Source organism: Limnothrix sp. FACHB-1083, from assembly GCF_014696485.1.
Taxonomy (GTDB): domain Bacteria; phylum Cyanobacteriota; class Cyanobacteriia; order CACIAM-69d; family CACIAM-69d; genus CACIAM-69d.
This window is the reverse complement of sequence record NZ_JACJQD010000005.1, coordinates 221,826-235,206: the sequence shown is the minus strand read 5'-3', so window position 1 is coordinate 235,206 and position 13,381 is coordinate 221,826. Positions and strand designations below refer to the sequence as shown.

At 51.8% G+C, this 13,381-nt stretch carries 11 protein-coding genes; 5 read left to right on the top strand and 6 right to left on the bottom strand.

Translation table 11 applies throughout. From position 1 onward, the window contains the following. Positions 1-14: 14 nt before the first annotated feature. Complete coding sequence (gene ilvB, locus H6F46_RS08840) at positions 15-1,871, top strand: biosynthetic-type acetolactate synthase large subunit (protein WP_190354341.1); 1,857 nt, start codon at positions 15-17, stop codon at positions 1,869-1,871. 128 nt (positions 1,872-1,999) lie between these two features. Here ilvB and H6F46_RS08835 read toward each other — a convergent pair whose 3' ends face one another. Then, on the bottom strand, positions 2,000-2,188 hold the full coding sequence (locus H6F46_RS08835; protein WP_190354343.1) for a hypothetical protein: 189 nt from the start codon (positions 2,186-2,188) through the stop codon (positions 2,000-2,002). A 78-nt stretch (positions 2,189-2,266) separates the two neighbouring features. Between H6F46_RS08835 and H6F46_RS08830 the strand changes: the two genes are divergently transcribed. After that, positions 2,267-2,887 (top strand): phosphoribosyltransferase, encoded by a 621-nt coding sequence (locus tag H6F46_RS08830; protein ID WP_190354345.1) that lies wholly within the window; start codon positions 2,267-2,269, stop codon positions 2,885-2,887. Between the two features lie 515 nt (positions 2,888-3,402). On the opposite strand, the gene H6F46_RS08825 is transcribed toward H6F46_RS08830, so the two are convergent. The 4 genes from H6F46_RS08825 to H6F46_RS08810 all read right to left on the bottom strand — a co-directional run bounded on the left by H6F46_RS08825 (position 3,403) and on the right by H6F46_RS08810 (position 7,403). Beyond that, positions 3,403-4,117, bottom strand: a protein-coding gene (locus H6F46_RS08825; protein WP_242027857.1) for an IS1 family transposase whose coding sequence is annotated in 2 segments (ribosomal slippage) — positions 3,403-3,832 and positions 3,831-4,117 — 717 coding nt in all. Because the reading frame shifts where the segments join, the coding sequence is not laid out codon by codon here. 53 nt (positions 4,118-4,170) lie between these two features. Continuing rightward, a complete protein-coding gene (locus H6F46_RS08820) occupies positions 4,171-4,713 on the bottom strand; it encodes a hypothetical protein (protein ID WP_242027856.1) in 543 nt (180 codons plus the stop codon). Positions 4,714-4,783: 70 nt separating this feature from the next. After that, entirely contained in the window at positions 4,784-5,272 is a 489-nt protein-coding gene (locus H6F46_RS08815; protein ID WP_255508938.1) for an ASCH domain-containing protein, read from the bottom strand. Then, positions 5,265-7,403: a GNAT family N-acetyltransferase gene (locus tag H6F46_RS08810; protein ID WP_190354350.1), complete on the bottom strand. Its 2,139-nt coding sequence runs from the start codon at positions 7,401-7,403 to the stop codon at positions 5,265-5,267. Before H6F46_RS08810 ends, H6F46_RS08815 begins: the two co-directional genes overlap by 8 nt. Before the next feature lie 507 nt (positions 7,404-7,910). Between H6F46_RS08810 and H6F46_RS08805 the strand changes: the two genes are divergently transcribed. Next, on the top strand, positions 7,911-8,585 hold the full coding sequence (locus H6F46_RS08805; protein ID WP_190354352.1) for a hypothetical protein: 675 nt from the start codon (positions 7,911-7,913) through the stop codon (positions 8,583-8,585). Between the two features lie 192 nt (positions 8,586-8,777). On the opposite strand, the gene H6F46_RS19820 is transcribed toward H6F46_RS08805, so the two are convergent. Beyond that, the gene (locus H6F46_RS19820) at positions 8,778-9,128 is read right to left on the bottom strand and encodes a DUF565 domain-containing protein (RefSeq protein WP_190354353.1); all 351 of its coding nucleotides are present in this window, start codon (positions 9,126-9,128) and stop codon (positions 8,778-8,780) included. 763 nt (positions 9,129-9,891) lie between these two features. Here H6F46_RS19820 and H6F46_RS08795 point away from each other — a divergent pair. Beyond that, a complete protein-coding gene (locus tag H6F46_RS08795) occupies positions 9,892-11,319 on the top strand; it encodes an LCP family protein (protein ID WP_347278295.1) in 1,428 nt (475 codons plus the stop codon). A gap of 64 nt (positions 11,320-11,383) precedes the next feature. After that, on the top strand, positions 11,384-13,132 hold the full coding sequence (locus H6F46_RS08790; protein ID WP_190354355.1) for a phospholipid carrier-dependent glycosyltransferase: 1,749 nt from the start codon (positions 11,384-11,386) through the stop codon (positions 13,130-13,132). Positions 13,133-13,381 lie beyond the last annotated feature (249 nt).

Genomic DNA, 13,381 nt, shown 5'->3' with positions numbered 1-13,381 from the left:
AGAGGTTCCTGCTCGTGCGATCGCGAAACGCTTCCCAAATTGACTCTTCGATCGTGCCTGTGACGCGGCGCACGGGCGCTTATGCTCTGCTCGATAGCCTGTGCCGTCATGGCGTGAAGCACATTTTCGGCTATCCCGGCGGCGCGATCCTGCCGATCTATGACGAACTCTACGGCTTTGAAGTATCGGGCCAACTGAAACATATTTTGGTGCGCCATGAACAGGGCGCGGCCCACGCGGCGGATGGTTACGCCCGCGCCACCGGTCAGGTGGGGGTTTGCTTCGGAACTTCCGGCCCCGGGGCCACCAACCTGGTGACGGGGATTGCCACGGCCCACATGGACTCGATTCCCTTGGTGGTGATTACGGGCCAAGTGCCGCGCACGGCGATCGGGACTGATGCGTTCCAAGAAACGGATATTTGGGGCATTACGCTGCCGATCGTTAAGCATTCCTACGTGGTGCGCGATCCGGCCGATATGGCGGCGATCGTGGCGGAAGCGTTCTATATCGCCTCTTCCGGTCGTCCGGGCCCGGTGCTGATTGACGTGCCCAAGGATGTGGGTCTGGAAGAATTTGACTATGTGCCGGTGGAGCCAGGATCGATCCGGCCGGCGGGCTACAAGCCGACCGTGAAGGGCAATCCGCGCCAAATCACCCAGGCGATCGAACTGATTCGCCATAGTCAGCGTCCTTTGCTCTATGTGGGTGGTGGCGCGATCGCGGCTGGGGCCCACGCGGAAATTGCCCGTTTGGCCGACCATTTCCGCCTGCCCACCACCACGACTCTGATGGGTAAGGGGGCCTTTGATGAGCATCACCCTCTGGCCTTGGGCATGTTGGGGATGCATGGCACGGCCTACGCCAACTTTGCCGTGACCGAGTGCGATTTGTTGATTGCGGTGGGGGCGCGGTTTGACGATCGCGTCACCGGCAAGCTTGATGAGTTCGCCAGCCGTGCCAAGGTGATCCACATCGACATCGACCCGGCCGAGGTGGGCAAAACCCGCGTGCCCGATGTGCCGATCGTCGGTGACGTGAAGCAGGTGCTGATTGAACTGCTCGATCGGGTGCGGGAGCTGGAAATCGTCAGCGATCCGGCCCAAACGGCCGCTTGGCACACCCGCATCAACCAATGGAAAACTGACTATCCCTTGGTAGTCCCCAGCTACGACAACGAAATCGCCCCCCAAGAAGTGATCGTCGAGCTGGGTCGCCAAGCCCCCGATGCTTACTACACCACCGATGTGGGGCAGCACCAAATGTGGGCGGCGCAGTTCCTGAAGAACGGCCCCCGTCGTTGGATTTCCAGCGCTGGCTTGGGAACCATGGGCTTCGGGATTCCGGCGGCCATGGGCGCGAAGGTGGCCTTGCCAGATCACCAGGTGATTTGCGTGGCCGGCGATGCCAGCGTGCAAATGAACATCCAGGAGCTGGGAACCCTGGCCCAGTTTGGAATCAACGCCAAAACCGTGATTGTGAACAACGGCTGGCAAGGGATGGTGCGCCAATGGCAGGAAGCCTTCTATGGTGAGCGCTACTCGTCGTCCAACATGGAAGTGGGGATGCCCGACTTTGGCAAGTTGGCCGAAGCCTTTGGCATCAAGGGCATTTTGGTGACGGAGCGCAGCCAGCTTGCGCCGGCCGTCGCAGAAATGCTGGCTTATGATGGCCCGGTGCTGTTGGATGTGCGGGTGCGGCGCGATGAAAACTGTTACCCGATGGTGGCTCCTGGTAAGAGCAATGCCCAAATGTTGGGTTTGCCGGAAGTGAAGCGGGAAACCCCCGTGAGCCACCAAACTTGCACCAACTGCCAAACGGATAATCACCCGAGCCACCAGTTCTGTTCCCATTGCGGGGCCAAGCTGTAGGGCTTGAGAGTTGGCTAGGAACTGTTGAAAAAGCCTGTTGGATCTATTGGATCTATCGGAGTTGGCTCTAGTTGGATCTAATAGACCGCTTTTGATGAGTCTATCCGATCAAAAACAATCAACAGGTTTCAACGGCCCGGCGCGCAATCACTGCCCAAGTCTGAAATTACAGCGGCGATCGACCCATTCTCCATACCCAGATCTACGCGATCGGGCTGGAGATGAGTTGATGGCCGCTCTTTGTTGTGGGTTTGGATTCCCGGTTTCCCGATTGCCTGGCCCTCGCTGACGATCGCGTTACGGATCGTGCTCTTCAATCTATTTGATCTATTCAGTTTGATCTATTCAATGTTTGTTTGATGATTTGATCGATACTCCTCCTGGATATGGTTGCCATGCCCTCTGATTCGCCCTGCAATTCCCAAGCCCCATCCCCGATCGCCCCTGGAACCCCGATCGAGACTGAAACACCCAAGCGGCAATTACGGATAGAAAATAACGATCTAGGTAATGATTTATACATCTCCTGGGAGGACTATCACCGGGCGATCGAACGGCTAGCCTGTTCAGTGCATCAATCGGGCTGGGCATTTGACCAAATTGTCTGTTTAGCCCGTGGGGGCCTGCGAGTGGGTGATATTTTCTCGCGCCTGTTTCACAAACCCTTAGCCATTCTGTTTGCCAGTTCCTATGCCGGAGAGTTGGGGCGGGAACGGGGGCAGCTCAAATTTGCCCAAAGCTTGGCCATGACGGGCGATCGCCTGGGGCCGAGGGTGTTGGTGGTGGATGATTTGGCCGACTCGGGAGCAACCCTGAAGGCTTCGATTCAGTGGCTGCGCGATCGCTACGATCTCAGCGACCTGCGCACGGCCGTGATTTGGTACAAGGGCTGTTCATCAATCGCCCCGGATTATTACGACTGTTATTTGCCCCATAATCCCTGGATTCATCAGCCATTTGAGCGCTACGACGTGATGGAACTGGCTGAGCTTGCGCTAAAAACAATGGAAGACTGAGCCTTCATTTTTTTACAGTTAACCCTTGAGCCAATTTTAGTAGTGCCGTAATTCAGGAATAATGAACGAGTCACGGTTTTGCTGCGCAAGCAATAGACCTCTTGCATCAATCAAAACCCTCACCCTAATCCCTCTCCCAAGTCGGGAGAGGGATTTGGCAACCAACAACGAAATCGCCGTTATTCCCGATTTCTGGCTCCCCTTTGCCCTCCTTGGGAGAAGGGGTTGGGGGATGAGGGCTGTTAGCTGATTCGCGCAAGAGGTCTAATCTTTTACCAAACTTTATTACCTCATACAGCTTGTTCAGTACTGAATTAGTACAGTAGACACATCCGACATGGTTCTAGCCTGAGAAAAAGCCGTTGCATGTATTTCTTGAACAAGCTGTAAGCATTAGCCTGATTTGTTGACCTACTGCAAGAATTTTCACTCATCAAAAGGTATGAATGAAATGTAGAAATGAAAGGCTAGTTTCTAGCTCGCATTGGCGGTAGTGCCTGTGAAGTAATGATGGACTATGAAGCGACTGGCAATGAGGCATTGTAGTGGTGAATAAATCGCCAAATCGCTGCTTCGTGATTGACCAAGGATTTGGAAAAAGACAGGGTGCGCCGCACTAAACGACTAATCCGCTGACGCAAGGTGTTATTCAATCGCTCCACGTAATTCGTTAATCCGGTTTCTTTGCCCACAGGCCGATGTCGTTTTCTGGGAATCACGCTGCGATAGGCTTCCCAAAAATCGGTGTAGCAGACTGCACATTGGCGATAGACACCCGGCAAGCTCTCCCATAGCTTTTGGGCTAACTGGGCTGAACGATTCCCCATGACCATCCCAACAACCTCGCGAGTCACGGCATCCAGCGCTAGCCAGATCCAGACTTTTTGCTTCTTGGAACCCACAAAAGACCAAAGCTCGTCTAGTTGCAGGATTAAACGGCTTTTTTTTAGGGCGCACTTGCGCCTGGCGAGGGATGCGACCGGCTTCGACTGCCACATAGGATTCAATCCAGGATTCAGAGACCTGTGCGACCCGCGCAATCGCGGCTTGGGAGAGACGCTCTAGGAGCAAACGATCAATGAGGGCGATCTGCTCAGGTGTGACTCGTTTCTGAGTGGGGTGCTCAATGAACTGGCGGCCACAGGCTTTGCATTTGAAGCGCTGCTTGCCGTTGTGGATACGACCATTTTTAACCGTGTGACTGGATTGGCATTGAGGGCAAGCAGGCATGAGCTGGAGCGGTGAATGACTATTGCTAGGCTAGCATCATTACTTCACAGGCACTACCGCATTGGCTTCTCAATACCTAAAGCATCAGCAATTTGCTCAAAGCCCTGAGCATCTTTGTATTGCTCGATTTCTGTTTCCAATCCTCGCAAGCGAACTTTTTGCCATGATGAGTTGGGATGATGATGTTCTCTAATAAACTGATTGGGCAGAGTATAAAATTCGATGGTTTCAGCTCCGTAAGAGCCATCATGATTTCTATTAAATCTCCCAATATTCAGAAAGACAACGACCAAGAAATCGAATGCATCTAAACTGTTTTCCTTGATAGGGAAAGCTCGATCACAGTCTGTTGCGTAGCGACTTTTAACTTGAACTCTAACTTGAGCCATTTCACAATCTCTTATCAGATGCCTAGGATCTGGATGAATGCAAATCAAGTCATAACCTTCATGATTAGGAGGTGCTTTATAAGTCAAAATATTCCTACGCATTAAGTAGCCCATGACAAGATATTCAGAACTTGCTGAAACTACTGGTAGGCGAAGTGGAGATTTTTTATTCATTTCATTTTGATCTACTAATGTACATTGAGACATAGATACCTTTGGAAAATCTTGAAAGATATCTGAATAAGATTGACCAAATTGTTACTAAAAAGCTTGATTTTTAGGCAGAAAATAAAACTTCCTGTCTTGAATGTACTGTACTTGATATAATCGGATCTTGAATTAAGTTTTCTAGCAGAGAAATGTCTTCGCCCCTTAAATAATAATAACTTTGCGGAGGACGGAAATCATGCCATACTTTTCTAACTTCTTCTAGAGTTAGCTTATATGAAAAGGTTTTGATATGTTCAAGCCAAATTCCATAGCCCAAGGAAGACTTGTGGTAATAATTCTGAAACTCCTCAAATGAAACTCCTGCAGAATCCTGAACTTCTCTCCATAATTCTGTGATGCTTCCAGAGGTTATATTTTTCACTGCGAACAGTGCAGACAGCCTCTTCTTGGGAGCACATTCATAAATTAGCACAAAGTCACCCGGCTTAATTCTGGGCTTTACTTTCCGTAGTTCAACTGTTTTAATTCCATCCATCATGAGCTGAACGTACTTAGTATGAACTGAAATCAGTAACGTAGTTGGGTTGTTAATCATTTACTAGAAGCATTCCATTCATATAGATCTCTGAAAACTGTCTCGGGCTAATTTTATATGGGGATTGAAGAGGAGCCTGATTTTGAAGAATGTCGCGAACATGAGCTAAATGAATTGGATTCTGAAAGATTTCAGTATTACTGAACTTGATTGCCATGATTTTGCGAGATCCGTCAGGAGCCTTGGAAATTTCAATCAACTGACTGAGTTCATAGATTCCTAATCTTGAAAAACGATTGTATAGTCGCTCCGGGTAATCTACTAAGATTTCATCAATTTGTGAGCAAGCACGAATTGCTTGAGTTGATACATACTCACGATGTCGTCCTTTGCTGACGTACCACAGGATCCTTCCGCAAATATTGGGTTTCAATCCCCCTGTGGGAAGCTGACTGCGATAGTAAACTGATTCTGTGTTAAGAAACACTTCTGGATTGGAGGCTCCAAATAGGGTCTGATTCGCTAATTTATAATCAAATAGTTCCTTAGCCCACTTGGGAGTAATTGGAATAATAAAACTGGGCTGCTCTGCATCTAGTATTTTGAGTGGCCAGAGTAGTTTTTCTACATCTGAAATACTAATTGAGTCATTCAGAAAATTAGAATCAGACATTTTGGTAAGCAACATTGGCAATAATTTGTAGCTTCTATGAAGACTAGAAAGTTCTGCTAGTGCTCTTGACGCATTCTCTAATTCTGCTGAACATTGATAGTGTATTTTCACCCATTCTGAAGAATTGGGCAAAGCAATAAAATTGCTGTCTTGAAGTGCCAATCCAACATCTTCAGAGATGTGTGAATCCATGACTTTTGTGATAGCAATTTTATCTTGAACTGCTTGGGTAACAAACTGAAATAGGACATGTCGTAGGATGGTGTTAGAATAACTACTCTTCGTAGCCCTCAAGCATCTAATAACAGCTTCCTTTGACGAAGACATATCAGAAATGACAAGAGCTATTGGCCTTTTGTTGTGTGTAATTAGTTGTGATCTTAGGAGTCCTTGTGCAGAGTCATATAGGTATTTTCTAAAATTCTCCTCTGGTTCCGTTGAGTCTGATGAAGAAAAGATGCTCAGTAATAATGCTAGATCTGAAACTTCGGAAATCGTTTGGCTCTTAAACTCTAAACCAGCTAAGTGAACAGGCTGATATTGAACTTGTTTTAAAATATCATCTAGCCGAATCAACAGCTCTGAAGGCTTTAGAACAAGGATGCCAGAAATTTTTTGAATGGCTTCTTGGAGACTTAATAGATCTTTATTTAAAGTCAAAAATATTGGAACTCCTGCATTGACGCAACGAGTGATGTGCCGTAGGCATGACGCGATTTCTGGAATCGCACAATTTGTGAATGATAAAGACTCAAGAGTTGAAAGTACCTCGCCATCTTGAACGAGGGTGGACTTGATGAGATTGAACTTATCTACTGCCAACCTCTTTTTAACCTTCTCTTGCTGAGTTTTGAAGTCGCGATTGATCTCAGTGAATATTTCTTCAGTTACTCCAAGTACTACTTCTTCGTTAAGCCAATCAAGTTCAAGCAGTTCAACTTCACGATTAGATGATTCTCTGTTGCTTTTTTCTTCTCTTGAAGACAGCTCATAGAAAATCTGTGAATCAATTGCTACCCTTAAGCTTACTGAAAGATCCTCCTTTTTGAGATCAAATAACAATGGGTGATGATGATCAAGCCACCAATTAACTAAAGTGGATCCAGATTTTTTTCGCCCAGGCTTTTCAGAAATCGCCACATAGCCTAAGCGGGGCCACATCTGACTAATTGGATAATCTTTTCTACAAGACAGTTGAATTCCATACGCAATATCTTTGGTTTTTTCAATGAGGTAATCATTGAGTCTTTTTGCAATTCCTAAGCCTCTGAAGTTTTTATCAACGCATAAATGCATAATTCTGACATGACGATTACGCTTAGCAAGGTTATACATCAAATAGCCAACGCATTGACCGTCTTGGGTAACAGCAACTATTATTCCTAGACTCATTGCTTGCTCTATAAAAACTGACTCCGGCAAGAACCCAAGTGTTTGTTTATTGGCATCACCTAACGCGATAATGTCTTTCAGGTAAGGAGATTGTTCGTTAACACTCTGTATTGAAATGTTATTCATGATTTTTTGATTTGATCATACCTGCTCTGATTCTAGAACAGTTATCTGAATTATGCCAATCCTCCAGATGCACCATTCGGGCTAACCCAGATTTGAGTCTGTGATGCCGTTGCGATGAGTAGGCGAAGTGCAGCGGAAGTGTCTCCTGCATTTCGCTTTTGCTAGGAGTGTTGTGCAGCGGGGGGGCACTATTGGGGCATGTTACGCTTGAGGCGGAGCCTGAAATCTCGAAAATTCTCCGTAATTACTCGGATGACAAATCCAGTGCCATAATATTCTGAACATGACCAGATTCAACGATGACAACCCCCTAGGGGGCTAAACCCCACTGAACCCCCCGTTAACTCTGTAATAACGTGGATGGTCAGTTCCGTTGTTCCGTTGCAATCCAGTTCCTTTCCTTCTCTGGTGGTTCCCGAATTCGGCTTTTGCGGAGGGACGCATCTGGATTCTGCCCTGCCATGATCGCGCTCCCGCTTGTATCCCTTGTCGTAGTAGAGGTTGGCTATGGAGAATCAACCGTCTCCCAGCACAGATCGATCGGTCTCGGGACAGCCAGCAGCCTGGCCCCGGTCGATCGGCCTTAAGCCCCTGGGTCAATACCTTGTGGAGGCGGGTTTGCTCGCGCCCGCTCAAGTCACTGTTGCTCTGAATGATCAGAGTGTGACGGGGTTGCGGTTTGGGGAAATTTTGTCGAAACGGGGTTGGGTTCGCGAGCAAACCATCGAATATTTCATGGACAAAGTGATCGAGCCGGAACGTCGATCGCTCCGTCAGTCCATGGCTGTGGCAACCCAGCGCACCAGTGCCGCCCGGGCCGCCGCACCCGCCAGTCCCCACCGCAAAGGATTTGTGCGATCGGCCTCGACCTCGGTGGAACCTAACAAGCGGCCCCCGGCTCCCCCATCCGCCAGAATGCCGATTGCTGTGTCTGATCCGGCGGGCAGTTTCCGCACCGATGATGCTAGTTTGCGCCACCGCAAGCATTACGGCCCCACCAGCGCAAAAACCACGGCGGGCTTAACTCCACCACCGCCGCCGCCGCCTTCCTTTCCACCACCGCCGCCCCCACCCGATCGCCCCCGCGATGGTGAGGAGTCCCCGGAAATTACCACCTGTAATGGTGTGTCTGCGTCCGACGATTTTCGAGACGCGGCTGAGAACTTGGTCTGGATTGGCTAGCAAGTCGCTCAAGGTGAGTTAGAGCGCGACTAGGAATCATGAGGGCGTTTGGGTAGTGCCCTAATTTAGGCACGATCAGCTCGTGAAAGCCTTGCAATGTCAGCGCTCACTCGCTGTCAATTATCACCTCACAGGCACTCCCCAACTTCAGGCCATCCGCCCCAGCAGAGCGGGGCCTTTTTCCTATTTGGGTTAGCTTCCCAATTTGAAAGCCTCTAAGAACAGGCCGTAAACCATTCCTAATTTCAGTAAATTCAAAACCGACAGCCACAGGGGCGATCGCCCGCTGAAATCTGTAGCCCGAGCATTCCAGCGGCGATAGACCACAATGCTCACCACCTCGCAGAACACCGCCAAAATGCCCGCCATGGACAAGTCCCAGGCAGCCTCCTGGCCCGCTGTGGTGATCAAGGCGGAAGCCCCAAAGAACCCCACCAACACCGCCAAACACTGTACAGAAGTGCGCCGCCAAGGATTTTGGAGCCATCCTCCTAATCCCCGGGCGATCGCGCCTAGGAGGTTGTTGAGCCTGGTATCTTGCACGGTTTCAACGCCAGCTTCAATAGTGTTAACGCCGGTTCAATTCAATATTGCATCTCAATATCGCATTCCAATATCGCATCTCAGCATCGCCTCAACAGCGCCTTAACATCGAATCGCCACCAACTCGCCATCGAATTGCCACCAAGTCGCTACTAAATCAAGACTCAAACAAGACCCGCTAGCCGTCAGGTTCCCAGCTTGGCGGCTGCCAACAGCCTGCAATCATGAGCTGGCCAACCCTACCCCAAACAAATCTGGGGCCGATCCTGGACTGATTCCCAACCCATCCTGAGCAGTGCCGAAAAGAGCTGAGATCTAGGAATGGGATTTGGGAATGATGATCGGGAACCGCTTGGGGAATCGCATTTTCGGCTGAACTCTCAGTCAAAGCTAGTTAAATCCTGCTAAAAAGTTCCGGCGAATTTTTGCTTAGTCTTCTCCGGATGATCCACCGCGATCGCACCAAAACGCCGCTAAAATGACGGCAGTTTTGCGCACCCATCCCCGATGATTGCGCTACGGCAGTTGCACCTAGTGGTTTTCCCCGCCGATGCGGCCGGGTCGCTGTGCTCTGCTTTCCATGGTCAGAACGGTCAGATTGGTGTCTGGGCAGCCACCCCACACCGCACTCCCAGCGGTTCTCAGAGCCTCATCAAGTGGAGATCGCCCTGCCAGAGCCACCTGAGTGCCCCTGCCCGATCGCCCATTCAGTGCGCTACTCTCTCATCAACTCTCCGCCCTTGACCCCCTTTTGAGGAATTCCGTGTCCACTCGCCATTCCAACCGCGCCTCCTCACCCTTGACCGATCGACATCCCCAAACCAACGCTACCGATATGTCTCGCTCCCCAGCGCCGCAACCCAAGCCTCGGGCCAATCGCTTCCGCTGGTTCTGGTTGTTGTTTAGCCTCTTGGGCGTGGCCACCATCTCCGCAACCACGGGGGCGTTGCTGGCCGTTTCCCTCAGTTCCCCCAGCCTCAGTCAGCGGGAATTGAGCAAAGAGGAAAAGGCGGTTTTTGGGAACAATCAACCCATTTCCAGCCTGGGTCTGCAACTGCCGCAGCTCACCCGGCCGGTCAATATTTTGGTGCTGGGGATTAAGGTCATTACCTCCGACGTGGATGATAGCCTGAGTCGCAAGTATGGCTACCATGCGCTGGTGAACTCCTTTGAGGGTCTGTCGGACACGATGTTTTTGGTGCGGTTTGACCCCAGCCAGAAAAAACTATCGGTGCTGTCGATTCCTCGGGATACGCGGGCTTGGGTGGATGGCCTGGGGATGACCAAAATTAATGCTGCTAACAGTCGTGGGGGGCCGGCCCTGAGCGCCAAGGCGGTGAGCGAGCTGTTGGGGGGTGTACCGATCGACCGCTACATGCGGATTAATGTCCAAGGGGTGGAAAAGCTGCTGGATGCTTTGGGGGGCTTAACGGTCTATGTTCCCCGTGACATGAAGTATCAAGACGACAGCCAACACCTTTACATCAATCTGAAACAGGGACGGCAACACCTGAATGGGGAACAGGCGCTGGCGTTTTTGCGGTTCCGTCACGATGAGTATGGAGACATTGGCCGGGTCCAGCGCCAGCAGATGGCCATGCGCAGCCTGAAGGAACAGGCCCTGAACCCCACCACGCTGCTGAAGTTACCGGATATTTTGTCGGTGATTCGGGAGAATTTGGACACTAACCTCAGCATGGAGGAGATTGTGGCGCTGGCGGGCTTTGCCACCCAGGTCGATCGCCAAAATGTGCAAATGCTGGTGACTCCGGGGGATTACGGAGATATTGCCCGTTACGGCACGAGCTATTGGTTGCCCTACCCGAATCAGATTCGGGACATGATGGCTAAGCATTTTGAACATGGGGTCGGTTCCGGCGACAGTCGATCGATGTCGCAGGTGCGTGTGGCGGTGCAGGATGCCAGCGGCAATCCGGAGGCCGCTAGGGCGGTGGCGCGGCAATTAGAAGCGATGGGCTATCGCCAAACGTTTGTGGCACGGTCTTGGAAGGAAACGATCAGCACGACGCGGGTGATTGCCCAAAATGGGGATGCGGATACGGCGGAACAGGTGAAGGCAGCGATCGGGCGGGGTGATGTGCGGGTGGATAGCTCGGGCATTTTGGGATCCGACGTGACGATTCAAATCGGCAGCGACTGGCAAGGCACGGGTTCCAACGCAAATCCTTAAGCGTCCGTTCGCGGGGCCTCGCAATTGCGGCCGCTGCAATGGCCCTTAAAATGGCCTTTTTTCCATGGGTTTTGTCATGGCTGATGTGCGATCGCCCCTAGACCACTCACCACACCAGGAAGCTCAAGCCAATCGGGGGGATTTTCCAAGATCTTCCAGGTTGCGATGGCACTGGGAATCCCATTGGTGGTGGATCCTGGGGGCGATCGTGCTGGTGGGGGCGATCGTTCGATTTTGGCACTTGGGCCACCTGAACACCTTGGTGTTTGATGAGGTTTACTTTGCCCAGTTCGCCCGCGATTACTTGGTGGGCAAACCCGTTGAAGATGGCCATCCCCCCCTCAGTAAGTATCTGATTGCGATCGGGATTGCCATCAGTGAGCATTTTCAGTGGGGGCGCGACAACACCAACCAAGCAACCGGTTCCCTGCTAGCCACGGTCAGCTATCGCTGGCTGAATGCGTTGGTGGGATCTTTGATGCCGTTGGTGGTGGCCTGGTTGGCTTGGTTAATTTCCGGGCGGCGGCTGTTGGCCCTGGTGGCGGCGGGGGCGATCGCCCTGGATGGGCTGTTTTTGGTGGAATCCCGCTATGGGTTAAACAATGTTTACCTGGTGATCTTTGGCCTGTTGGGTCACTGTGGCTGGCTGATGGCGGCGCGGGCCATGGCCGGGCGATCGCGCTACCACTGGCAGGTGTGGGCCTGGCTGGCGGTGGCGGGCTTGGGGTTTGGTTGCACAGCCAGCGTGAAGTGGAATGGCTTGGCCTTTTTGGTGGGGGCTTGGGGCAGTTGGGCCCTGTGGCGAGTTTGGCATTGGCTCGATCGCCCTGGTTTCACGACCCGGCAATCAACCGAGCCGATCGAGAATGCCGAACCACCCGAGAGCATTGAAAACAGCCCCAGTTCCCGCACGGGGCGATCGGCTGCAAATCCCTTAACACTCCTTCAGCGCTTCAGCCCGATCCAAATGGGATTGATGTTGGGGCTGCTGCCGTTGGTGATTTATTGGCTGCTGTGGATTCCCCATGCCCAAATGAATCCCGGCAAAAGTATTTGGGAATTTAACCAAGACTTGTTGCGCTACCACCATCGGGTTGGGGGTGATGATGCCCATCCCTACTGTTCCCGTTGGTTCACTTGGCCCCTGCTGTTGCGCCCGATCGCCTATTTCTACGCCCGCACCAGCGGCCCCAACGCCCCGATCGATTATCAAAACCCGATCCCCAAGGATCTCCCGGCCGGCACGCCAACGGTTTATGACGTACATGCCCTGGGAAATCCACTGCTCTGGTGGCTGACGGCGGGGGCGTTGGTTGTGGCCCTGTGGTGGTTGGGGCGGTACTGGTGGCGATCGATCGCGCAACCGGCCGCTTTGGCGAACCCCTTGGTCAGCACCGATTATTTGGAAAGTCCCGTGGTGCGGTTGGGATCCCACCGCTGGCAATTGCGACTGATGTGGGAACGATCGGGCGCGATCGGGGCCGCCGCGCGATCGCCTGAAGTTTTGATGTTGACCTATTGCCTGGTGAACTACGGGGCGAACTGGCTGCCCTGGGCCAAGGTCTCTCGTTGCACCTTTCTCTACCACTACATGGGAGCGTTTGTGTTTTCGAGCTTGGTCTTGGCTTGGCTGCTCGATCGGCTCTGGCAATCCCGCTCCGATCGCCCCCTCTCGCTCGCCGCCATGATTTTGATTGGGCTGTCCTTTCTGTTTTGGCTGCCCGTTTATTTGGGCTGGCCCCTCACCCCCTTTGACTGGCAACTGCGGATTTGGGGAATTGAGGGTGTGCGCTGGTTGCCTTACTGGATTTAACGATCTTCGGGTGGGCCGCAGCGGGTCGATCGGGTCGATCATGATCAACCGTCGCGCCGCAGGAAGTCACAAGCTGCGCCTGGGTGTATCACCCCACAAGTTCCCCCGAGAATGCCAGAATCAAACCACCGTCCTCAACGATTCTGATGCCCGCGCGAAGGCTGCAACCCAGACTCGTTCAAGTCTCGGCACGTTTTTCATTTTTCATCGGAGCACTTTCGTCGGCTGCTGCAATTTGCTGCGCCGGTT